Source organism: Promicromonospora sp. NPDC110617, assembly GCF_055598465.1.
In genome coordinates, this window is sequence record NZ_JBVKBM010000002.1 from 47,250 (window position 1) to 69,306 (window position 22,057).

Consider the following 22,057-nt stretch of genomic DNA (forward strand, 5'->3'; position numbering starts at 1 on the left):
GCTGTGAGCGTGCGCACAGCCTCGGAGACAACGCGGCGGGGTGGGTAACCGAGACGTAGCAGTGCTCGCTCTCCGTTACCTACCCCGCTGCGCAGGTACTACCCCGACTACTTGCTCCCGGCCGGGTCCACGGGGCTCGCGTCCGCGTCCGCGTCGGTCTCCGCGACCGTGGAGTCGGCGCCCTCACCGCCGGCGCTCGCGCCGTCAGCCTTCTCGCCGTCAGTTTTCTTGCCGGCCACCTTGTCGCCCTCGCCCGCCTCGGCGTCCTCGGCCTCCTCGTCCTCGGGCTCGCGGCCCGGCACGTAGACCGAGAGCTCCGGCTCCGGATGACGTCGGCCCTGCACCACGATGATGCCGATGCCCAGCAGCACCGCGATGCCCGACGTCCAGATGTTCGCGGGGATGCCCAGGGGCGCGTCGCTCGTGGGGTCGATCCGGATGGACTCGAGCCAGCTCCGGCCCAGGCCGTACCAGATCAGGTAGAGGCCGAACATGCGGCCCCAGCGCAGACCGGCCCCGGGGGTGCCGCCGTCGGCCAGGAGGGCCTCGTTCCGGCGCGCCACGCGCCGCTCGATGAACAGGAGCACCGCCACCCCGATGAGGTTCCAGATCATCTCGTACAGGAACAACGGGTGGAACAGCGTCCCCTCGGGCGTGCCGGTGGGGAACATCGGCGCGTCGGAGCGGATCTCCAGACCCCAGGGCAGCGTGGTCGGCAGGCCGAACAGCTCCTGGTTCACGTAGTTGCCGAGCCGGCCGATCGCCTGGGCCACCAGCAGGCCAGGCGCGAGCGCGTCGGCGAAGGACCAGAAGCGCAGGCCGGAGATGCGGCACCCGATCAGGACGCCGACCGCGCCGCCGAGCAGCGAGCCGAACAGCGCGTTGCCGCCCTCCCAGATGCGCACCCACGCCCAGGCGTCGACGCCGGGACCGGTGAAGTCGTCCAGGTGGGTGAGCACGTGGTAGATCCGGGCGCCGACGATGCCGATGGGCACCGCCCACATCGCGACGTCGACCGCGATCCCGGGGGCTGCCCCGCGCGCGCGGAGCCGCCGGTCCGTGATCCACGCGGCGGCGACGATGCCCGCCAGGAGACACAGGGCGTAGGTGTGGATGGTGAGGGGGCCCAGGCTGAACTGGGACCACACCGGGTCAGGGCTGGGGATACTGGCCGGAAGCACGACCTGAAGGTACCGCGATCCAGCCCCGACGTGGGCATCGACCGGCGTGCCGCACGCCGTGCCGCACCCCGGGCTGCGCGCGGGACCGGCGACTCAGCGCTTGCGCTTCTCCCGCACCCGCACCGAGATCTCGATGGGCGTGCCCTCGAAGCCGAACGTCTCGCGCAGGCGGCGCTCGATGAACCGGCGGTAGCCGGCCTCGATGAACCCCGTGGCGAAGATGACGAACCGCGGCGGACGCGTCGAGGCCTGCGTCGCGAACAGGATGCGCGACTGCTTGCCACCACGCAGCGGGTGCGGGTGGGCGGCCACGAGCTCGCCGAGGAACGAGTTGAGCTTGCCCGTGGGGATACGGCGGTCCCAGGACGCCAGCGACCGCTCGATCGCCGGCACCAGGCGCTCGCTGTGCCAGCCCGTGCGGGCCGACAGGTTGACGCGCGGCGCCCACTGGATCTGCACCAGCTCCTTCTCGATCTCGCGCTCGAGGTAGGGGCGGCGGTCCTCGTCCATGAGGTCCCACTTGTTGTACGCGATCACCAGGGCGCGACCGGAGTCCACGACCTGCTGGATCACGCGGATGTCCTGCTCGGTCAGCGGGGCGGACGCGTCCACCAGGACCACGCCGACCTCGGCCTTCTCGATGGCGGCCGCGGTACGCAGCGACGCGTAGAAGTCGGCGCCCTTGGTCTGGTGCACCCGGCGACGGATGCCGGCGGTGTCCACGAACCAGTACGGGATGCCGCGCAGCTCGATCAGCTCGTCGACGGGGTCACGCGTGGTGCCCGCCACCTCGTCGACGACCACACGCTCCGAGCCGGCGATCTTGTTCAGCAGCGACGACTTGCCGACGTTCGGCCGGCCGACGAGCGCCACGCGGCGCGGACCCGAGGGCCGCAGCGTGCCGTGGGCCGACTTCGTCGGCAGGGCCTTGACCGCGGCGTCGAGCAGGTCGCCCGTGCCGCGACCGTGCAGGGCGGAGACCGGGTACGGCTCCCCCAGGCCCAGGGCCCAGAGGTACGTGGCGTCCGCCTCGCCCGAGGCGCCGTCCACCTTGTTGGCGCACAGCACGACCGGCTTGCCGGAACGGCGCAGCAGCTCCACGACCCGTTCGTCGGTCGCGGTGGCGCCCACGGCGGCGTCGACCACGAAGACCACGGCGTCGGCCAGGGAGATCGCGACCTCGGCCTGCTCCGCCACCTTGGACTCGATGCCGGCGACGTCGACCTCCCAGCCGCCCGTGTCCACGAGCATGAACCGGCGGCCCGCCCACTCGGCCGGGTAGGAGACGCGGTCGCGCGTCACGCCCGGCTTGTCCTCCACGACCGCCTCGCGGCGGCCGAGGATGCGGTTGACCAGGGTCGACTTGCCGACGTTCGGGCGGCCGATGATCGCGAGCACCGGCAGGATCTGCTCGGCCTCGGACTCCTCGTCGGACCACTCGGAGTCCAGGAGCGCCTGGTCCTCCTCGTCGAGCTCGAACTCCTCGAGGCCGACGCGCAGGGCGCGCTCGCGCGCGACGTCGTCCTCGGTCTCGGTGAGGTCGAGGTCGGGAGCGTCCGGGGCGGCAGCGTCCGGGGCAGCATCGTCTCCGGCCACCGGGTTCAGGGCAGCCTCAGATGCAGAGGAGTCGTGGGTCATGCCTCCATTGTCGCAGGCCCGACCCGCTCAGGCCGACTCGCGCGCATATGACCTGCGTCGCTCCGGAGCTCAGCCGTCGCGCAGGTAGGCGAGCACGGCCGAGACGCGCCGGTCCGACGTCGGGTCGAGAGGCAGCTTGGCGAAGATGTTCCCCACATGCTTGCGCACCGCGGCCTCCGACACGAACAGCTCGGCGGCGATCGAACCGTTGGTCCGCCCCTCGGCCATGAGGGCGAGGACCGCCCGCTCGCGCTCCGTGAGGGAGGCGAGCGGGCCGTCGTCCCGCCGCCGACCGAGGAGCTTGCGCACCACCTGCGGGTCGACCACCATCTCGCCCGCGGACACCCGGGCCAGGCTGTCCAGGAACTCGCGCACGTGCCCGACCCGGTCCTTGAGCAGGTAGCCGATACCGCCGCCGGGCGCGGAGTCGAGGAGCTCGGCGACGTAGGCGTCGGCGACGTACGCGGACAGCACCAGCACCGCCAGGTCCGGATGGCGGCGGCGCAGCTCGACGGCGGCCCGCAGGCCCTCGTCGGTGTGCGTCGGCGGCATCCGGATGTCGGTGATGACGACGTCCGGAGAGACCCGCCCGGCGAACGCGAGCAGCGCCTCGGCGTCCTCGACCGCGGCGACCACCTCGTGACCCGCCCGTTCCAGGATCGCCAGCAGACCTTCGCGAAGCAGGGCGGCGTCCTCGGCCAGCACGATCCTCAGGGAACCGGGCATGTCGCTCGCACCTCCGTCGGGCCGCCGGGCGGACTGGTCACGGACAGCTCACCGTCGAGCGCCTCGACACGCAGGGCGAGGCCGGCCAGCCCGCCGCCCGACCGCACGCTCGCGCCGCCGACGCCGTCGTCCAGCACCGTCAGGACGAGGGAGCCGTCCGCAAGACGGCCGTGCACCCGCACGGACCGCGCCTCGGCGTGCCGGACCACGTTCGTCAGCGCCTCGCTCACCACGAAGTAGGCCGCCGCCTCGACCGGCCCCGGCAGCCGCCGGGGCAGCCGGACGTCCACGGTGACAGGGACCTCGGCCGCGTCAGCGACATCATGCACCGCCGCCTCGACGCCATGGTCCACCAGCACCCGTGGGTGGATCCCCCGCACCGTGCTGCGCAGCTCCTCCAGCGCTGCCTCGGCCTGTCCGTGCGCCTCCCGGACCAGGTTCAGGCCCGTACCCTCCGGGATCTCCAGCTCGGCCCGCCCGAGTGTCATCGTCAGGGCCACGAGACGCTGCTGCGCGCCGTCGTGCAGGTCGCGCTCGATGCGGCGCCGCTCGGTCTCGAAGGCGTCGACGAGACCGACCCGTGAACGCCGCAGCTCGGCGACGGCCTCGGTGAGGCGCGCGTGCGTCGGGTCGAGGAGCAGCCGGGCCAGGCTCGCCTGGGCGGCGGCCAGCAGGGTCACCCCGTACAGGCCGGCCGCCAGGAGCACCAGGCCCGGCCCGACCGCGAGCCACGCCTCACCCGTGGTGTCCGCCTGCCACGGGCCCAGGTCGACCGGGTCGCCGGAGGCGACCAGGACCGGAGCGGAGAGCAGGATCCCGGGGAAGACGACGAGCAGGTTCAGCGCCACGGCGTCGACGACCCAGAGCACGACGGCCAGCAGCACCGTGTAGCCGACCTCCGGCCAGGCGACGGGCATGGTGCGCGACGCCCGCAACCTCGTGAGCCACGGCACACCGTCCGACGGCGCCCGCCGGCCCAGCAGGAGCCCCATCCGGCGTCGTTCGACGTCTGCGACCACCGACGCGATCAGCGGAAGCGCGGCCAGCACGAGCACCCCGACCACGAGCACGGCGGTCAGCACGCCCACACCGACGGTCACGAAGAGCGCCGTCGCGACAGCCAGCCCCACCGGCACGGTGCTCACCAGGTAGGCCAGCGCCCGCCACGGCCAGGATGAGCCGAGGAAGCGCCAGGGGCGCCCGCGCAGGGCGGTCCACACGTCGGGTCGCGAGGTCACGGGACGACCCTAGACACACCGGAGTGCCCCGCGGGGTAGCGCACACGCTACCCATCAGTGGCGTGCGGGCCCGGGTACCACCCGCGGGACTGCGATTCGCTCATGTCATGACCAACGGCACCGCCACCGACACGGCAGTCGTCCTCGACGGCATCACCCGCACCTACCGGTCCCGGTCCGGGACGGTCGACGCCCTGCGCGGCGTCACCCACGTCTTCCCGGCCGGGACGTTCACGGCCGTCATGGGCCCCTCCGGCTCGGGCAAGTCCACGCTCATGCAGATCGCCGCAGGCCTGGACCGCCCCAGCAGGGGCGGCGTCACGATCGCCGGCACACCGCTGAAAGGCCTGGACAAGACGCGGCTGACGAAGCTGCGCCGGACCACGATGGGCTTCGTGTTCCAGCAGTACAACCTGCTCGACGCCCTGACCGCCTTCGACAACGTCGCACTCCCCGCCCGGCTCGCCGGGCTGCGCGTCGACCGCACCGCGGTGCTCGACGCCTTGGACGGGGTGGGGCTGCGCGACCTGGCCCGGCGTCGTCCGCCCGAGATGTCCGGTGGTCAGCAGCAGCGCGTCGCCATCGCCCGCGCCCTGCACTCCCGCCCCGCCGTGCTGTTCGCGGACGAACCGACCGGGGCCCTGGACCGGTCCACGGGCCGCGACGTGCTGGCGCTGCTGCGAGGGCTCGCCGACTCGGGCCAGACCGTCGTGATGGTCACCCACGACCCGCTGGCCGCGTCCTACGCCGACGCCGTGCTGTTCCTCGCGGACGGCCTGGTGGTGGGGCAGATGCGGCGCGGCGACCCCACGCAGATCGCGGCACGGATGACGGAGCTGGAGCGATGATCCTCGCCCACAGCCTCAAGACGTTCCGCGACTCGTGGCGGGCGTACGCCGGCGCGATGGTGGCCCTCGCCGGTGGCACCGGTCTGATCGGTCTGGCCGTGAACCTGCTGGGGTCTCTCGGCACGACGTCCGGCCACGCGGAGCTCACGGCCCAGGCCCGCAAGCAGCTGGACGACCTCGGGTCGCTCTTCGGCTTCATGGCGGGTGTCTCGCTGTTCATGGCGCTGTTCGTGGTGGCGAGCACCTTCGGGTTCGTCGTGGCGACCCGGCGCCGTGAGCTGGGCCTGCTCCGGCTGATCGGTGCCACACCCCGGCAGGTGCGGCTGCTCCTGCTCGGCGAGGCGGCGGCGGTGGCCGTCGCCGGAACGGTGCTCGGTGTGGTCCTGGCGACGGTGGTCACACCGCCGGCGTTCAGCCTCCTGCACCTGACCGGGCTGACGCCGGTCCGCCTGACGGCACCGGGGCCGGGCGCGGCCTGGTCGGCCGCGGCGCCCCTCGGCGCCGGCGTCGCGCTGGTCGGTGCGTGGCGGGCGGGCGGACGTGCCGGTCGCACACAGCCCGCCGAGGCGTTCCGCGAGGCGGTGCTGGAGCGACGGCGGCCCGGCGTGCTCGAGGCGCTCGCCGCGCTCTCCGCACTGGCGGCGCTGGTCGGGGCGGCCGTCCTCGCGCCCGAGATGGAGCTGCTCTTCGCGCTGCTGGCAGGGATGCTCCTGCCGGTCGTCGCCGTGGTCGGGATCAACGGCGTGGGCCGGCTGGTCTACCCGCCCCTGGCCGGGTGGGTCGGAGGGGTCGTGGCGGACCGTGACCCCGCGGCACGCCTGGCCCGGGACCACGCCCGGTCGTCGCTGCGCATGACCACGGCGGTGGCCGCGCCGGTCGTGGCGATCTCCGCCATGGCCGGTTCGCTGCTCCTGGCCGTGAGCTTCACGGCGGACTGGACCGAGGGTGCCAACCGGGCCGCGCTGAGGGCCCCTCTCGTGGCCGAGGTTCCGGGCGATGCCCACGCTGTCGCCACGGCTCCGGGGGTCGCGACGGCCGACGTCCGGCACACCGCGCAGGTCCGGCTCGGGCGCGACGGTGACACCGAGGCCGAGGTCCTGGACGTCACCACCGCGGCCGAGACCCGCAGCCTCCGCGCCGTGCGGGGTTCGCTCGACGACCTGCACGGTGCGGCCATCGCGGTGACCGAGTCCTACGTGACCGACCTCGGCGTGGGGATCGGCGACGTCCGGACCCTGCGCGTCGGGGACACGAGCACGAAGGTGACCGTCGCCGCCGTCGTGCCCGATGCCCCCGACCTGTGGACGGACGTGCTGGTGCCGGCGGACCTGCCGGGCGTCGCCGGTGCCGCGCGTCCGACCGGCACCGTGTTCGTGGTCCCCCGCGACGGCGCCGACGGCGCCGCGGTGGCCGCCGCGCTGCGCGAGACGGGGGCCGGCGTGGAGACTGCCGACGAGTGGGTGGGCCGGGTGGCCGGCGAGGCCCGGGCGATGAACGCACTCGTGCTGTGGGTCATGCTCGGACCCGCCGGCGTCTATGCCGCCATCGGCGCGGTCAACGCGATCCTCATCGGTTCCGCGCAGCGACGCCGCCAGCTCGGCACCGCCCGCCTCCTGGGCGCGACGCCCGCGCAGGTGCGCCGTGCGGCCGTCTGGGAGACCAGCTTCACCGGCGTCGCGGCCCTGCTCGTGGGTGGCTCGATCACCGGCTTCGTCGGATGGCTCGTCCGCCAGGCCGTGGTCCGCGAGGTGCCGGCCGCACCGCTGACGATCCCGTGGCTGCCGTTCGCGGGCATCGTCGCGGCCTTTGCCGTCGTGCTGGTCGCGGCCGGCGTGGCGGGAGCCCGCGCGGCGACCCGGGAGTAGTCCCGGGGCGCCGCGGCTCCGCTCCGGCTCACGCGGACGGCGCGACCTCGCGCCCCGTCACCTGCGCGACGACGGCCAGCACGGCGTCGACCGTCTGCTCGAAGTCGAGGTCGCTGGAGTCGACGGTCACCACACCGTCCGCGGCGACGAGGAACTGCGTCACCTTGGCGTCGTCCTGGTCCCGGCGCAGCACCTGGTCCTTCGTCGCCTCGACGGCGCCGGCGTCGGCGGCGCCGTGCACCTCCAGCGACCGGCGGCGCAGGCGGGCCTCCTCCGAGGCGATGAGCAGCACGCGGACGTCGGCGTCGGGCGCCACGACCGTCGTGATGTCACGGCCCTCGGCCACGATCCCCCGGCCGCCCGACTGCACGGCCTGGTCCTCCGCGGACTCCTGGTCGATGATCGCGCGCTGCAGGCGCTTGAGCTCGGCGCGCACGTCCAGGTTGGACGCGACCTTCGACACGTTGGTCGTGACCTCGGTGGAGCGGATCGTCACGGCGACGTCCCGGCCGTCCAGCTCGACGCCCGGAGCGGCCGGGTCCAGCCCCATGACCAGCGGCATCGCCCGGACCGCCGCGGTGACCGCCCCGGCGTCCGCCAGGTCCGCCGTCTCCATGCTCCACACCGTGGCCGCCCGGTACATGGCCCCCGTGTCGAGGTAGGCCAGGCCGAGCCGCGCGGCGACCGCCTTCGACACGCTCGACTTGCCGGAGCCCGACGGCCCGTCGATGGCGATCACTACAGGGCTGGTCACAGGTTCGCTCATTTCCGTCGAGTGCTGGGTATCTGTGCTTCGGAGTGCTCGTCAGGCCGCAAGAAGCCGGCACTCAGCGGGAGAGGTTACAGGTCGACCGCACCCATGAGGGTGCCGAGCTCCGTGCGGCCGAGCACGCGGGTGCGGCCGGCCTTCAGGTCGCCCAGCGGGATCGGGCCGATCCGGGTGCGCACCAGCCGCGTGACGGGGTGCCCGACGGCGTCGAACATGCGGCGCACGATCCGGTTGCGGCCCTCGTGCAGCACGACCTCCAGCATCGCGAAGCCGTCGATCTGCTGGAGCACGTGCACGGCGTCCATCTTGGCGACGCCGTCGTCCAGCTCCACACCCTTCAGGAGCTCGCGGCCGATGCGCGGGTAGACCTCGCCCTCGACCGTCACCAGGTAGGTCTTGGCGATCTGGTACTTCGGGTGCGACAGGCGGTTCGCGAGCTCGCCGTCGTTCGTCAGGAGCAGCAGGCCCTCGCTGTCGGCGTCGAGCCGGCCCACGTGGAACAGGCGCTCCTCGCGGTTCTTGATGAGGTCCGCGACCGTCGGGCGGCCCTTGGGGTCGTCCATCGTGGACACCACGCCCAGGGGCTTGTTCAGCGCGATGGTCACCTTGGCCTGGTCGAGCTGGATGCGCAGCCCGTCCACGTGGATGACGGCGGTGGCGGGGTCGACCCGCACACCCAGCTCGGTGACGAGCTGCCCGTCCACCTCGACGTGCCCGTTCGCGATCAGCTCCTCGGACGCACGGCGCGAGCCCAGCCCGGCCTGCGCGAGCACCTTCTGCAGGCGCACACCGTCCTCGACGTGCACGTCCCGGGCCGGCTCCGTGGGCTTCGCGGGCCGACGGCGCGGCTGGTTCGCCTGCGCGCGGCTCTTCGCGGAGCTGCCCCCACGAAAGTTCTGCCCGCCCTGCTTGCCGCCCGGCTTGCCGGAACGGGCAGGACGGCGCGGCTGCTGGCCGTCACCGGATTCGCGGCGGCTCCCGCCGCGGCGTTCGTTGCTCATGATTCGTCTCTCGGTACGTCGGAAGATCTCGGAAAGGGGCGCGCGCGAAACCCGTCGTGCCGGCCTCGGGCAGGACTAGGAGTCCAGCCCGTCGAGGCCGTCGATCGTGTCGAGATCCGGCAGGTGCGGCGCCAGCGGGGGCAGCTCGTCGAGCGACGAGTAGTCCATCCGCTCCAAGAAGTATCCCGTGGTTCCGAACAGAACCGCACCCGAGCTCGGGTCCTGACCGATCTCGGCGATCAGCCCGCGGGTCAGCAGGGTCCGCACGACGCCGTCCACGCTCACGCCGCGCACCGCGCTCATCTGGCCGCGCGACACCGGCTGACGGTACGCGATCACGGCGAGCGTCTCCAGCGCGGCCTGGCTCAGCTTGGCCGACTGGCCGTCCAGCACGAACCGCCCCACGGGGTCCGCGTGCGCCGTGGAGGAGTAGATGCGCCACCCGTCCACGGTGCGGCGCAGCTCGAAACCGCGCGGTCGGGAGCCGAGGTGGCCGGCGTACTCGTCGGCCAGCTCGTGCAGGATGTCGTCGGTCTCGTCCTGCGTCAGGTTCAGCGCCGCCGCGATGCGGTCCGCGCCGATCGGCGCGTCGGCCACCATGAGCACGGCCTCGACCGCCGCGTGCGCCCCGCCCGGGAGCGTGTGCACGTCGACGACGGGCTGCTCCTCCGGCGTGGGAGCCGTGGGAGCCGCGGGGGTGGCGGCGTCCGCCGACGGGGCCTGTTCCTCGACCGTCATGCTGTCGCCTCCGTTCCGGGCCGCGCGGTGTCCGCCTGCACGGTGTCCGCCTGCGCGCCGTCTGCCTGTTCGGGCACCTGCCCCGCCGCCGGGGCGGTCAGGTCCTCCTCGTCGAACTCGCTGGGGCCGGCCGCCGGGTCGAGGTACTTCCCGCCGTCGTCGGGCCCGGCCGTCCACCGCACCGTCAGCTCGCCCAGCGGGCTGACCTGCTCGAAACCGACCAGCGCGTCGCGGAACAGCTCCAGCAGCGCGAGGAACCGGGCGACGGTCACGAGCCGCTCCGTGCCGGCGGTGAGCGACCGGAACGTGACCGAGTGCTCCTCCCGCAGGCGCCGGACGATGACGCCGGCCTCCTCGCGCACGCTCACCGCCGAGCCGTGCAGGTGGGCCAGCCCCACCACGGGCGGCGGCTTGGGCGCGAGCACCTTCGCGGCCAGCTCCGCGAGCCGCTCTCCCGTCGTGTCCCAGACCAGCTCCGGCAGGATCGCGGCCAGGTGCGGCTCGAGCGGCGCCAGGCGGGGCACGCGGCGTCCGGACGACGCCATCTGCTCCGCGAGGACCTTCGAGACCTCCTTGTACGCGCGGTACTGCAGGAGCCGCGCGAACAGCAGGTCGCGGGCCTCCAGCAGCTCGAGGTCCTCGGCGTCCTCGTCGACGACGCCGGGCAGCAGGCGCGCGGCCTTGAGGTCCAGCAGGGTCGCGGCGATGACCAGGAACTCGCTGGCCACGCCGAGGTCCCACGACTCGTGCACCTCGCCGCGCTCGGCGGCCTCGCGGGACGCCCGCTCCGCCTCGCGGATGTGCGCGACGAACTCGTCGGTCACCACGGCGAGCGCCACCTCGGTGACGTCCATCTGGTGCTTCGCGATGAGCGACAGCAGCAGGTCGAACGGTCCCTCGAAGTTGTGCAGCCGCACCTGGAAGGTGCGCGACGACGACCGCTCGGCGGGCTGCTCCTCGGGCGCGGCGGGCGCCTGCACCGCGGTCGGCGCCGCCTCCGGGTCGGCAGCGGCCTCCAGGACCTCGGGCACCACGTCGGGCAGCAACTCAGGCAGCGTCGCCACGGGCCACGAGCTCCCGGGCGAGCTGACGGTACGCGGCGGCACCCGGGTGACCCGGGGCGTACGCGGTGATGGGCTCGGCGGCGACCGTGGCGTCGGGGAACTTCACCGTGCGCCCGATGATCGAGTGCAGCAGCGTGTCGCCGAAGGCCTCGTGCACCCGGGCCACGACCTCCCGGGAGTGGAGGGTGCGCGAGTCGTACATGGTGGGGAGGATACCGTCGATCTCCAGGGCGGGGTTGAGCCGGTCCCGCACCTTCTCGATGGTCTCCACCAGCAGCGCGACGCCGCGCAGCGCGAAGAACTCGCACTCGAGCGGGATCAGCACGCCGTGCGCCGCCGTCAGGGCGTTGACGGTGAGCAGGCCGAGGCTCGGCTGGCAGTCGATGAGGATCACGTCGTAGTCGTCGATCACCGGGCGCAGCGCGCGGGCCAGCACCGACTCCCGGGCGACCTCGCCCACGAGCTGCACCTCCGCGGCCGACAGGTCGATGTTCGCCGGCAGCACGTCGAGGTTCTCGATGCCCGACGGGATCAGCACGTCCTGCACGTCCACCCCCCGCTCCATGAGCAGGTTGTAGATCGTCAGGTCGAGCTCGTGCGGGTTGACCCCGATGCCGACGGACGCGGCGCCCTGCGGGTCGAAGTCGACCAGCAGCACCTTGCGCCCGTACTCGGCCAGGCACGCGCCGAGGTTGATCGTGGTCGTGGTCTTGCCGACCCCGCCCTTCTGGTTGCACATCGCGATGATGCGCGCCGGGCCGTGACTCGCCAGAGGTGCCGGCTCGGGCAGGTCGGGCATGACCCGCCCCACGACGTCGCGCACGATCTCCGAGTCCGTGGGTGCGCCGACGACCGTCTTGCCGAGAAGAATGTCGGTCATCGTGCTCGCTCCCTCCTGGCTGGGTGCCTCGCTCACGCCCGCCACGCTATACCAGAGTGTGGGCACCGCCCGGCTCGGAGCCCCGGCGTGGCGTGGTTCGGTGCCGGGCGGTCAGCGGGCCCGCGGGTGGGCGGCGGCGTAGACCTCGCGCAGGGCGTCGGGCGTGACCATCGTGTAGATCTGCGTGGTGGTGACCGACGCGTGCCCGAGCAGCTCCTGGACCACGCGCACGTCCGCCCCGCCGGACAGCAGGTGGGTCGCGAACGAGTGCCGCAGGGTGTGCGGCGAGACGTGCTCCGTGAGCCCGGCCCGGCCGGCCGCGGCCTGGAGCGCGGCCCACGCCGTCTGCCGGGACATGCGCGCGCCGCGCGTGTTGAGGAAGAGGGCGGGGGTGCCGCGCCCCGCGGCGGCCAGCTCGGGACGGGCGCGCACGAGGTAGGCCTCCAGGGCGTCGCGCGCGAACGATCCCACGGGCACCACCCGCTCCTTGGAGCCCTTGCCGAGCAGCCGGACGGCGGCGGAGTCCCCCACGCCGTCGACGTCCAGCCCGACGATCTCGGAGATCCGCGCCCCGGTCGCGTACAGCAGCTCCAGCAGGGCCCGGTCGCGCAGAGGCAGCGGCCCGTCGCCCGCGCCGGCGGCGTCGAGCAGCCCGGCGACGTCGTCCACGGACAGGGCGTGCGGCAGCCGCCGCAGCTGGGTGGGCGCGCGCACGTCGGCGGACGGGTCCTCGACCGCCAGGCCCTCGGCCTGCGCGAACTTGTGCCAGCCGCGCACGGCGGCGAGGGCGCGGGCCGTGGACGACGGCGACAGCGGCCGGCCGCCGTCGGCCCCCTCGCGCACGGCCTCGACGAAGCTCGTGACGTCGGACTCGGCGACCCCCGCCAGGTCGCGGCCCGCCGCGTCGAGGAACGCCGCGTACCGCACGAGGTCGCGTCGGTAGGCCGCGACGGTGTTGGCCGACAGGCCGCGCTCCACGCTCAGGTGCGCGAGGTAGTCCCGCAGCGCGCGGTCGAGCCGGCCGCCCTCGGCCGGGGCCGACGGGGGCGTGGGCTGGATCTCGTGGGACGACAGACGGGCCAGTGCGGTGGACACCGGCCCATCATGCCGAGCGTGGCCCGCCCGACGGGCGGGCCACGCCGGGCGGCGTCGATCAGGCCGGGTTGATGCCGAACAGCTCGGCGCGCGAGCGGATCACCTGGGCGCGGGCCAGGCGGGGCTTGTCGCTGCCGTCGCGGATCACGGAGCCGGCGGCCTCGAACTCGGCGAAGAAGTCGACGGCCCAGGCCACGTCGGACGACGTGGGCGCGAAGGACTCGTTGATGACGCCCGACTGCTCGAAGTCCAGGCAGAGCTTGCCGGTCATGCCGAGGTTGACGGCATCGGCCGACTGCTCGCGCAGCAGCGCGTGGGACGAGCCGACCGTGGGGCCGTCCACCGGGCCGGGCAGGCCGCCGATGCGGCTGGCGACCACGAGGCGCGTGCGCGGGTAGGCCATGGCCATGGGCTCGTTGGCCGCGCCGGTGTCGCGGCGGTAGTCGCCGGAGCCGAAGGCGAGGCGGAACGCGCCCCGGGCCTTCGCGATGTGCACGGCCTCCTCGATGCCGAGGGCCGACTCGACGAGCGGGATCACGGGCACGTCGCCGCCGAGCCGCTGCGCGGTGTCGATGACGTCGTCCGCGCTCTCGGTCTTGGCGAGCATCACGCCGTTGAGGCCCTCGAGGCCGCGCAGGTAGGCCACGTCGTCCGCCCAGGACGGCGCCGTGCGGTCGTTGATCCGGACCCAGGCGCAGCCGCCGTTCTTGATCCAGCGGATGACGTTCTCGCGCGCCTCGTCCTTCAGGGAGTCGTCGATCGCGTCCTCGCAGTCGAGGATCACCTGGTCCGCCCGGGAGAGCTGTGCCTTGTCGAAGAGCTCGGTCCGCATCGCGGAGAGCAGGAGCCAGGCGCGCGCGTAGTCGGGGGCGACGCGCGACTTCTCGCGCGCGGCGCGGCGGGGCGCGAGGTCGCTCTCGGGGACGACGGCGGCCGCCGTCGGCAGGCCCGAGGAGTAGCCCGCGGACTGCGCGTCCGGCTGTTCGGCAGGGTCGGTGGTTCGGTCGGCTGGGATCTCGGTCACGCGCTCAGCCTAGGCGGCCACGTCGGTGCAGGCCGAATCATGACCGCCGCTATGCAGAGGTCTGGTCCGGGCCTCAGGACGCGGTGGTCAGAAGGGCAGGAAGACGTCCACCGCGACCGCCACGAAGAGCAGCGACAGGTAGGTGATGGAGCCGTGGAACACCTTCATGGCGCCCAGCTTGCCGCTGGCCTTGCCCTGCGCCCGGCGCAGCATCGCGATCGTGGACCAGAGGAACCAGCCGCCCAGCACGGCGGCCACCACGGTGTACACCCACGACATGCCCGCGAGCGGGGTCAGCGCCAGCGAGCACGCGATCATCGCGATCGTGTAGCCCACCATCTCGGCCGCGACGCGCTTGTCGTCGCTGACCACGGGGAGCATGGGCACGTTGGCGTTCGCGTAGTCCTTCTTGAACTTGATCGACAGCGGCCAGTAGTGCGGCGGCGTCCAGAAGAAGATGATGCCGAACAGCGCCAGCGCGGCCCAGCTCAGCCCGCCGGTGACCGAGGCCCAGCCGATGAACACCGGCATGCAGCCGGCGATGCCGCCCCACACGATGTTCTGCGGGGTGCGGCGCTTGAGGATCATCGTGTAACCCACGACGTAGATCGCGATGGCGCCCAGCGTGAGCCACATCGCGGCCCAGTTGATCACCAGCGCGAACCACGCCAGCGACAGCAGGCCGAGGATCGAGGCGAACACCAGGCCGGCACGCGGCGTGATCTCCCCCGTGGCCAGCGGACGCTTCTTGGTCCGGTTCATGACCTGGTCGATGTCGCGGTCCCACCACATGTTGAACGCGTTCGCGCTGCCCGCGGCGCCGGCGCCGCCGATCAGGGTGGCGACGATCAGCCAGAAGCTGGGCAGGCCGTCGGCCGCCAGGATCATGGTGGGCACGGTCGTCACGAGCAGCAGCTCGATGACGCGCGGCTTGGTCAGGGCGACGTACGCGCCGGCGCGGCGCATGAACCATCCCCCGGGACGCTGCTCGACGCCGGCCGCGGGCTCGGGGGCGGGCGTCTGGGGACGCGCGGTCTGGCCGTTCGTCGGGTGGCTCGTTCTCACGCGCGTCGCAGTTCCGTTCGGGAGGGTCCTGGAGTCGATGACGCACCTGGTGGGCGCTGTTGCCGGTCGGGTGCAGGCCCATGGTACGTCGCGGGGTGACCGGGTCGCGCACCGCGGCCCCGGACGCGCGTGTGAGATTTGTCCACCGCATCCTGTGACGAACAGTCCGTGGACAGCCCTGCGCAACGGATTACGCGCGCGTATAGGGTTGTTGACGCCATCGAATGAAGGGCGGCCGGCATCCCGCCGCCGCCGCACGCACGCTGCGCGGCTCTCCAGCGCGTCCGCTCTCCGGACCAGGAAGAGGGTCGACGGCGGAGAGAAAGAGGACTCGTGAACGCTTTCGACCCCGTGCTGAAGCCCCTGGAGTGGTCGGAGCTCGACGAGCGAGCGGTCAAGGCCATCAAGGCGCTGGCCGCGGACGCCGTCGAGAAGGTGGGCAACGGACACCCCGGCACCGCGATCTCGCTCGCGCCGGCCGCGTACCTCCTCTTCCAGAAGGCCATGCGCCACGACCCGTCCGACCCCGACTGGCAGGGCCGCGACCGGTTCGTGCTGAGCGCCGGCCACTCGTCGCTGACGATCTACCTGCAGCTCTTCCTCGCCGGCTACGGCCTCGAGATGGACGACCTCGCCGCGCTGCGCACCTGGGGCTCGAAGACCCCGGGCCACCCGGAGTTCGGGCACACCGCGGGTGTCGAGATCACGACGGGCCCGCTGGGCCAGGGCCTCGCCTCCGCCGTCGGCATGGCGTTCGCCTCCCGCCGCGAGCGGGGCCTGCTCGACCCGGCCGCCGCCCCCGGCGAGTCACCGTTCGACCACCACGTGTACGTCATCGCGTCCGACGGCGACCTGCAGGAGGGCGTGACCTCCGAAGCCTCGTCCCTCGCGGGCCACCAGCAGCTCGGCAACCTCATCCTGATCTGGGACGACAACAAGATCTCGATCGAGGACGACACCAACATCGCGTTCACCGAGGACGTGCTGAAGCGCTACGAGGCCTACGGCTGGCACACCCAGCGCGTGGACTGGACCTCGGGCGGCGAGGGCTACGCGGAGGACACCGACGCGCTGGCCGCCGCCATCGACGCCGCCAAGGCCGAGACCGGCAAGCCGTCGATCATCGCGCTGCGCACCATCATCGGCTGGCCGTCGCCCACCAAGCAGAACACGGGTGGCATCCACGGCTCGGCCATGGGCGCCGACGAGGTCAAGGGCCTCAAGTCCGCGCTCGGCCTGGACCCCGAGGCCACGTTCACGATCGACGACGAGGTGCTGGCCTACACGCGCTCCGTCGGCGAGCGCCAGGCCACCGAGCGCCAGGCCTGGGAGACGGCCTTCGCCGCCTGGTCCGAGGCGAACCCCCAGCAGGCCGCGCTCCTGGAGCGCCTGCGCTCGAACGAGCTGCCCGAGGGCTGGGCCGACGCCCTGCCGGAGTTCGAGGCGAGCGAGAAGGGCGTCGCGACCCGTGCGGCGTCGGGCAAGGTCCTGACCTCGCTCAAGGACGTGCTGCCCGAGCTGTGGGGCGGCTCGGCCGACCTCGCCGGCTCGAACAACACGACCATGGACGGCGTGCCGTCGTTCGTGCCGACCGAGCACGCGACCAAGAAGTTCCCGGGCGACCCCTACGGCCGCACCCTGCACTTCGGCATCCGCGAGCACGCCATGGGCTCGATCCTGAACGGCATCGTGCTGCACGGCCTGACGCGCCCGTACGGCGGCACGTTCCTCCAGTTCGCCGACTACATGCGTGCCTCGGTGCGCCTGGCCGCGCTGATGAGCATCCCGACCACCTTCGTGTGGACGCACGACTCGATCGGCCTCGGCGAGGACGGTCCGACCCACCAGCCGGTGGAGCACCTCGCGGCGCTGCGGGCCATCCCGAACCTCGACGTCGTCCGCCCGGCCGACGCGAACGAGACCGCCTGGGCCTGGCGCGGCATCCTGGAGAACACGAAGAACCCGGCCGGCCTCGTGCTGACCCGGCAGAACGTGCCCACCTACCCGCGCGGCACCGACGGCTTCGCCGGCGCCGAGGGCACCCTCAAGGGCGGCTACGTGCTCCTGGACACCGAGGGCACGCCCGACGTCGTCCTCGTGGGCACCGGCTCCGAGGTGCAGCTCGCTGTCGAGGCGCGCGCGATCCTCGCGGCCGACGGCGTCCAGGCCCGCGTGGTCTCCATGCCCTCGCGCGAGTGGTTCGACAAGCAGGACGAGGCCTACCGCGAGTCCGTCATCCCGTCCGGTGTGAAGGCCCGGGTCTCGGTCGAGGCGGGCGTGGCACAGGGCTGGCGCGAGGTGGTCGGCGACGCCGGCCGCATCGTCTCGCTCGAGCACTACGGCGCGTCGGCGGACTACAAGACGCTCTACGCCGAGTACGGCATCACCTCCGAGGCGGTCGCCCAGGCCGCCAAGGAGTCGATCGAGGCGGCGTCCTGAACCGCGCCGGAACACCTGGACACGAGAGAGGAAGGGCACGATGACTGACAGCACCAGCGACAGCAGCGAGAACGTCAGCCCCACCGAGCGGCTGTCCGAGGCGGGTGTCGCCATCTGGCTCGACGACCTGTCCCGTGAGCGGCTGCGTACCGGCAACCTCGCCGAGCTCATGACCAGCAGGAACGTCGTGGGCGTGACCACCAACCCGACGATCTTCGCGGCGGCGCTCGCGCACGGCGACGCGTACGCGGAGACGCTGGCCGAGCTGGCCGGGTCGGACGTGGAGTCGGCCGTGGAGCGCATCACCACGGACGACGTGCGGGACGCGGCGGACCTGCTGCGCCCCGTGTACGACGCCACCGCCGCCGTGGACGGCCGCGTGTCCATCGAGGTGGACCCGCGGCTGGCCCGCGACACGGCGGCGACGGAGACCACGGCCGTCCGGCTGTGGGAGACCGTCGCGCGGCCGAACGTGATGATCAAGATCCCCGCCACGGTCGAGGGCCTGCCGGCCATCACGTCGACCCTGGCGAAGGGCATCAGCGTCAACGTGACGCTGATCTTCTCGATCGAGCGGTACCGGGCGGTCATGGACGCGTTCCTGGCCGGCCTGGAGCAGGCCAAGGCAGCCGGCCACGACCTGTCCGTGATCGGGTCGGTCGCGTCGTTCTTCGTGTCCCGCGTGGACTCCGAGGTCGACAAGCGGCTGACCGCCGTCGGCACGGAGGAGGCGCTCGCGCTGCGCGGCCAGGCCGCCATCGCGAACGCCCGCCTGGCCTTCGCCGCGTACGAGGAGGTCTTCTCCGGTGAGCGCTGGGCCGCCCTGGCGGCGGACGGCGCGCAGCCGCAGCGGCCCCTGTGGGCGTCGACCGGCGTCAAGGACCCCGCCTACCGCGACACGATGTACGTCGACGAGCTGGTCGTCGCGGGCGTCGTCAACACGATGCCGGAGAAGACGCTCGACGCCTTCGCCGACCACGGCATCGTGCTGGCCGACACCGTGACCGGCTCGGGCGAGCAGGCGGCCGCGACCATCGCGGCCGTCGAGGCGCAGGGCATCTCGATGGACGAGGTGACCGCACAGCTGGAGGACGAGGGCGTGACGAAGTTCGAGGTCAGCTGGGACGAGCTCCTGACGACCACCAAGACCGGCCTCGACGGGGCCGGCGCAGGGGGCGGCGAGCGGTGAGGCCGGCCAAGATCGAGCAGGGGGTCAACCCCCTGCGCGACCCCCTCGACCTGCGGCTCCCGCGCATCGCGGGGCCGAGCGGGCTCGTGATCTTCGGCGTGACGGGTGACCTGTCGCGCAAGAAGCTCATGCCCGCCGTCTACGACCTCGCCAACCGCGGCCTCCTGCCGCCGGGCTTCGCCCTGACGGGCTTCGCCCGGCGCGACTGGGAGGACCAGGACTTCGCACAGGTGGTGCACGACGCCGTCAAGGAGCACGCGCGCACCCCCTTCCGGGAGGCCACGTGGCGCCAGCTCGCCGAGGGCATCCGGTTCGTCCAGGGTTCCTTCGACGACGACGACGCGTTCGAGCGGCTGCGCGAGACCGTCGAGACGCTCGACAAGGAGCGCGGCACGGGTGGCAACCACGCGTTCTACCTGTCTGTGCCGCCGTCGGCGTTCCCGGTGGTGTGCGAGCAGCTCTCCAAGCACGGGCTGTCGCGTCCCGACAACGACGCGGACGGTGACGGCGTGCACGCCTGGCGCCGCGTGGTCATCGAGAAGCCGTTCGGGCACGACCTGGCCAGCGCCAAGGAGCTCGACGCGGTGGTCTCCGAGGTCTTCGACCCGGAGTCGGTGTTCCGCATCGACCACTACCTGGGCAAGGAGACCGTCCAGAACCTGCTGGCGCTGCGCTTCGCGAACACGATGTTCGAGCCCCTGTGGAACTCGAACTACGTGGACCACGTGCAGATCACGATGGCCGAGGACATCGGCATCGGCGGCCGCGCTGGGTACTACGACGGGATCGGCGCCGCGCGCGACGTCATCCAGAACCACCTGATCCAGCTCCTGGCGCTGGTGGCCATGGAGGAGCCCCGCAACTTCGACGCCGCCGAGCTGCGCGCCGAGAAGATCAAGGTGCTCTCGTCCGTGCGTCTGCCGCGTGACCTCGGCAAGCACACCGCCCGCGGGCAGTACGAGGCGGGCTGGCAGGGTGGCGAGGAGGTGCCGGGCTTCCTGGAGGAGGACGGCATCGCGAAGGACTCCAGCACGGAGACCTTCGCCGCGATCCGGGTGGACGTCGACAACCGCCGCTGGGCGGGCGTCCCGTTCTACCTGCGGCACGGCAAGCGCCTCGGCCGCCGCGTCACCGAGGTGGCCGTGGTCTTCAAGAAGGCTCCGCACCTCCCGTTCGAGACGTCGCTGACGTCCGAGCTGGGCAACAACGCCCTGGTCATCCGCGTGCAGCCCGACGAGGGCGTGACCATGCGGTTCGGCGCCAAGGTGCCGGGCACGGCCATGCAGGTGCGCGACGTGACGATGGACTTCGGGTACGGGCACTCGTTCACCGAGTCCTCCCCCGAGGCCTACGAGCGGCTCATCCTCGACGTGCTGCTCGGCGACCCGCCGCTGTTCCCGACGCGTGAGGAGGTCGAGCTCTCCTGGAAGATCCTCGACCCGATCACGTCCTACTGGGCACGCAAGGGCCAGCCGGAGCCGTACGCGTCCGGCACCTGGGGTCCGCCGTCGGCCGACGCCATGATGGAGCGCGACGGCAGGACCTGGAGGCGACCGTGATCATCGACATGCCGGACACGACGACCAACGACGTCAACAAGCGCCTGGTGCGCCTGCGCGACGAGGGCGGTGCGGTGGCCCTGGGCCGCGTGCTGACCCTCGTGGTGCTGGCCGACGAGCGCGACGTCGAGGAGTCGGTCGAGGCCGCCAACGACGCGAGCCGTGAGCACCCGTGCCGGGTCATCGTCGTCGCCCCGGCGACGCGCGGTGCGGACGCCCGGCTGGACGCGCAGATCCGCGTGGGCGGTGACGCCGGCGCCTCCGAGGTGGTGGTGCTGCGCGCCTTCGGTCCGCTCCTGGAGCGGACCGACACGCTGGTGATGCCGCTCCTGCTGCCCGACGCGCCGATCGTGGCCTGGTGGCCGCGCGAGGCGCCCGCGGTGCCGTCGCAGGACCCGGTGGGCGCCATGGCGGCCCGCCGGATCATCGACAGCACGACGGCCAAGCACCCGGAGGACATGCTCGGCAACCTCGCCGGGACGTACGCCCCCGGGGACACCGACCTCGCGTGGGCGCGCGTCACCCTGTGGCGGGCGCTCATCGCGGCGGCCGTGGAGCAGCCGCCCTTCGAGCCCGTGCTGTCGGTGACGGTCGAGGGGCAGAAGCGGCACACGTCGCTCGACCTGCTCGCGGCCTGGCTCGGCGCCCGGCTGAACGTCCCGGCCGAGGTGGTGCGCACCGCGAGCGACGACGCGATCACGCGCGTGGTGCTGGAGCGCAAGAGCGGCCCCATCGTGCTCGACCGGCCGGACGGCCGCACCGTCACGATCACCCAGCCGGGCAAGCCCGCACGCCGGATCGCCCTGCCGATCCGCGCGCTCAACGAGGCCCTGATCGAGGAGCTGCGCCGGCTCGACCCGGACGAGGTCTTCGAGGAGGTCCTCACGCGGGGTCTGGGGCACGTCACCACGCGGACGGCGGCCTGATGGCCGAGGCGTCCGGGGTGCGGCTCGTGGTCGTGCACCCCGACAAGGAGGTGCTCGCGCAGGCGACCGCCGCGCGCCTGCTGACGCGCGTCCTGGACGTGCAGTCGGTCCGTTCCCCCGTGCACGTGGTGCTCACGGGCGGCACGGTCGGCATCGCGTCGCTCGCGGCAGTGGCCGCGAGCCCGCTCGTGCCGGCGATCGACTGGTCGAACGTGCACCTGTGGTGGGGCGACGAGCGGTTCCTGCCGGACGGCGACCCGGACCGCAACGAGACGCAGGCCCGGGAGGCCCTGCTCGACGACCTGGTCGCCGAGCACGGGCTTCCCGAGGCCAACGTCCACCCGATGCCGGGGCCGACGTCGGTCGCCACGCCCGAGGAGGCCGCGGCGGCCTACGCGGCGCTGCTCGCCGAGCACGCACAGGGCGAGGCGGGCGGCGTCCCGGCGTTCGACGTCCTGCTGCTCGGCATGGGCCCGGACGGGCACGTCGCGTCCCTGTTCCCCGGCCACGAGGGACTGGACGCCCAGGGCACGACGACGGGTGTGCACGGCTCGCCCAAGCCGCCGCCGGAGCGGGTCTCGCTGACGTTCGACGCGATCCGGTCCGCCCGCGAGGTGTGGGTCGTCGCGGCGGGCGCCGAGAAGGCGGACCGCGTGGCGGCGGCCCTGGCCGGTGACCCGGTGAGCGAGGTGCCTGCCGCGGGCGCCGTCGGGCAGGCACGGACGCTGTGGCTGCTGGACCTGGAGTCCGCGGGCAGCACGCAGCAGTAGTCGCACGAAGAGAGGTGGCCACCCGGCGCGAACCGGGTGGCC

19 protein-coding genes are annotated in these 22,057 nt (G+C 73.0%); 7 read left to right on the forward strand and 12 right to left on the reverse strand.

From position 1 onward, the window contains the following. Window positions 1–107 precede the first annotated feature (107 nt). The 4 genes from lgt to ACZ7LE_RS11040 all read right to left on the reverse strand — a co-directional run bounded on the left by lgt (window position 108) and on the right by ACZ7LE_RS11040 (window position 4,783). Window positions 108–1,181 carry a prolipoprotein diacylglyceryl transferase gene (gene lgt / locus ACZ7LE_RS11025; protein ID WP_470403348.1) on the reverse strand — a complete coding sequence of 358 codons (1,074 nt, stop codon included), beginning with the start codon at window positions 1,179–1,181 and terminating at the stop codon, window positions 108–110. A 93-nt stretch (window positions 1,182–1,274) separates the two neighbouring features. Beyond that, on the reverse strand, window positions 1,275–2,819 hold the full coding sequence (gene der / locus ACZ7LE_RS11030; RefSeq protein ID WP_470403349.1) for a ribosome biogenesis GTPase Der: 1,545 nt from the start codon (window positions 2,817–2,819) through the stop codon (window positions 1,275–1,277). A 69-nt stretch (window positions 2,820–2,888) separates the two neighbouring features. Continuing rightward, entirely contained in the window at window positions 2,889–3,545 is a 657-nt protein-coding gene (locus tag ACZ7LE_RS11035; protein ID WP_470403350.1) for a response regulator, read from the reverse strand. Beyond that, a complete protein-coding gene (locus ACZ7LE_RS11040; RefSeq protein WP_470403351.1) occupies window positions 3,530–4,783 on the reverse strand; it encodes a sensor histidine kinase in 1,254 nt (417 codons plus the stop codon). Before ACZ7LE_RS11040 ends, ACZ7LE_RS11035 begins: the two co-directional genes overlap by 16 nt. 107 nt (window positions 4,784–4,890) lie before the next feature. Between ACZ7LE_RS11040 and ACZ7LE_RS11045 the strand changes: the two genes are divergently transcribed. Both ACZ7LE_RS11045 and ACZ7LE_RS11050 read left to right on the forward strand, forming a co-directional pair. Beyond that, a complete protein-coding gene (locus ACZ7LE_RS11045) occupies window positions 4,891–5,631 on the forward strand; it encodes an ABC transporter ATP-binding protein (RefSeq protein ID WP_470403352.1) in 741 nt (246 codons plus the stop codon). After that, window positions 5,628–7,496, forward strand: coding sequence for an FtsX-like permease family protein (locus ACZ7LE_RS11050; RefSeq protein WP_470403353.1), 1,869 nt, complete (start codon window positions 5,628–5,630; stop codon window positions 7,494–7,496). Before ACZ7LE_RS11045 ends, ACZ7LE_RS11050 begins: the two co-directional genes overlap by 4 nt. 28 nt (window positions 7,497–7,524) lie before the next feature. Here the strand turns inward: ACZ7LE_RS11050 and cmk are convergent, their stop codons facing one another. The 8 genes from cmk to ACZ7LE_RS11090 form a co-directional block, all read right to left on the reverse strand. Continuing rightward, window positions 7,525–8,262 carry a (d)CMP kinase gene (cmk, locus tag ACZ7LE_RS11055; RefSeq protein WP_470403354.1) on the reverse strand — a complete coding sequence of 246 codons (738 nt, stop codon included), beginning with the start codon at window positions 8,260–8,262 and terminating at the stop codon, window positions 7,525–7,527. Window positions 8,263–8,336: 74 nt separating this feature from the next. Continuing rightward, window positions 8,337–9,266 carry a pseudouridine synthase gene (locus tag ACZ7LE_RS11060; RefSeq protein WP_470403355.1) on the reverse strand — a complete coding sequence of 310 codons (930 nt, stop codon included), beginning with the start codon at window positions 9,264–9,266 and terminating at the stop codon, window positions 8,337–8,339. 75 nt (window positions 9,267–9,341) lie between these two features. Continuing rightward, a complete protein-coding gene (gene scpB, locus ACZ7LE_RS11065) occupies window positions 9,342–10,004 on the reverse strand; it encodes an SMC-Scp complex subunit ScpB (RefSeq protein ID WP_470403356.1) in 663 nt (220 codons plus the stop codon). Then, complete coding sequence (locus tag ACZ7LE_RS11070) at window positions 10,001–11,068, reverse strand: segregation and condensation protein A (RefSeq protein ID WP_470403357.1); 1,068 nt, start codon at window positions 11,066–11,068, stop codon at window positions 10,001–10,003. The genes scpB and ACZ7LE_RS11070 overlap by 4 nt, the downstream gene beginning before the upstream one ends. Further along, complete coding sequence (locus ACZ7LE_RS11075) at window positions 11,052–11,948, reverse strand: ParA family protein (RefSeq protein ID WP_470404531.1); 897 nt, start codon at window positions 11,946–11,948, stop codon at window positions 11,052–11,054. Before ACZ7LE_RS11075 ends, ACZ7LE_RS11070 begins: the two co-directional genes overlap by 17 nt. A 111-nt stretch (window positions 11,949–12,059) precedes the next feature. Further along, window positions 12,060–13,007 carry a site-specific tyrosine recombinase XerD gene (gene xerD, locus ACZ7LE_RS11080; RefSeq protein WP_470404532.1) on the reverse strand — a complete coding sequence of 316 codons (948 nt, stop codon included), beginning with the start codon at window positions 13,005–13,007 and terminating at the stop codon, window positions 12,060–12,062. Between the two features lie 94 nt (window positions 13,008–13,101). Next, a complete protein-coding gene (locus tag ACZ7LE_RS11085; protein ID WP_470404533.1) occupies window positions 13,102–13,887 on the reverse strand; it encodes an HpcH/HpaI aldolase/citrate lyase family protein in 786 nt (261 codons plus the stop codon). A 267-nt stretch (window positions 13,888–14,154) separates the two neighbouring features. After that, the gene (locus tag ACZ7LE_RS11090; RefSeq protein ID WP_470403358.1) at window positions 14,155–15,132 is read right to left on the reverse strand and encodes a heme o synthase; all 978 of its coding nucleotides are present in this window, start codon (window positions 15,130–15,132) and stop codon (window positions 14,155–14,157) included. A 333-nt stretch (window positions 15,133–15,465) separates the two neighbouring features. Between ACZ7LE_RS11090 and tkt the strand changes: the two genes are divergently transcribed. Genes tkt through pgl form a run of 5 tightly spaced genes read left to right on the forward strand, consistent with a single transcriptional unit; the run spans window position 15,466 to window position 22,015 of the window. After that, window positions 15,466–17,571: a transketolase gene (gene tkt / locus ACZ7LE_RS11095; protein WP_470403359.1), complete on the forward strand. Its 2,106-nt coding sequence runs from the start codon at window positions 15,466–15,468 to the stop codon at window positions 17,569–17,571. Between the two features lie 40 nt (window positions 17,572–17,611). Further along, the gene (tal, locus tag ACZ7LE_RS11100; protein WP_470403360.1) at window positions 17,612–18,760 is read left to right on the forward strand and encodes a transaldolase; all 1,149 of its coding nucleotides are present in this window, start codon (window positions 17,612–17,614) and stop codon (window positions 18,758–18,760) included. Next, a complete protein-coding gene (zwf, locus tag ACZ7LE_RS11105) occupies window positions 18,757–20,319 on the forward strand; it encodes a glucose-6-phosphate dehydrogenase (protein ID WP_470403361.1) in 1,563 nt (520 codons plus the stop codon). The genes tal and zwf overlap by 4 nt, the downstream gene beginning before the upstream one ends. Beyond that, window positions 20,316–21,245, forward strand: a complete 930-nt coding sequence (gene opcA / locus ACZ7LE_RS11110; RefSeq protein WP_470403362.1) for a glucose-6-phosphate dehydrogenase assembly protein OpcA — start codon at window positions 20,316–20,318, stop codon at window positions 21,243–21,245. Before zwf ends, opcA begins: the two co-directional genes overlap by 4 nt. After that, window positions 21,245–22,015 carry a 6-phosphogluconolactonase gene (gene pgl / locus ACZ7LE_RS11115; RefSeq protein WP_470403363.1) on the forward strand — a complete coding sequence of 257 codons (771 nt, stop codon included), beginning with the start codon at window positions 21,245–21,247 and terminating at the stop codon, window positions 22,013–22,015. The genes opcA and pgl overlap by 1 nt, the downstream gene beginning before the upstream one ends. Window positions 22,016–22,057 lie beyond the last annotated feature (42 nt).

What these genes read in the sequence shown, in the direction of transcription:
- ACZ7LE_RS11060 (WP_470403355.1), bottom strand. Translation starts at nt 9,266, where the DNA reads ATGAGCAACGAACGCCGCGGCGGGAGCCGCCGCGAATCCGGTGACGGC.
- tal (WP_470403360.1), top strand. Translation starts at nt 17,612, where the DNA reads ATGACTGACAGCACCAGCGACAGCAGCGAGAACGTCAGCCCCACCGAG.
- ACZ7LE_RS11050 (WP_470403353.1), top strand. Translation starts at nt 5,628, where the DNA reads ATGATCCTCGCCCACAGCCTCAAGACGTTCCGCGACTCGTGGCGGGCG.
- scpB (WP_470403356.1), bottom strand. Translation starts at nt 10,004, where the DNA reads ATGACGGTCGAGGAACAGGCCCCGTCGGCGGACGCCGCCACCCCCGCG.
- ACZ7LE_RS11045 (WP_470403352.1), top strand. Translation starts at nt 4,891, where the DNA reads ATGACCAACGGCACCGCCACCGACACGGCAGTCGTCCTCGACGGCATC.
- ACZ7LE_RS11075 (WP_470404531.1), bottom strand. Translation starts at nt 11,948, where the DNA reads ATGACCGACATTCTTCTCGGCAAGACGGTCGTCGGCGCACCCACGGAC.
- cmk (WP_470403354.1), bottom strand. Translation starts at nt 8,262, where the DNA reads ATGAGCGAACCTGTGACCAGCCCTGTAGTGATCGCCATCGACGGGCCG.
- der (WP_470403349.1), bottom strand. Translation starts at nt 2,819, where the DNA reads ATGACCCACGACTCCTCTGCATCTGAGGCTGCCCTGAACCCGGTGGCC.
- pgl (WP_470403363.1), top strand. Translation starts at nt 21,245, where the DNA reads ATGGCCGAGGCGTCCGGGGTGCGGCTCGTGGTCGTGCACCCCGACAAG.
- ACZ7LE_RS11035 (WP_470403350.1), bottom strand. Translation starts at nt 3,545, where the DNA reads ATGCCCGGTTCCCTGAGGATCGTGCTGGCCGAGGACGCCGCCCTGCTT.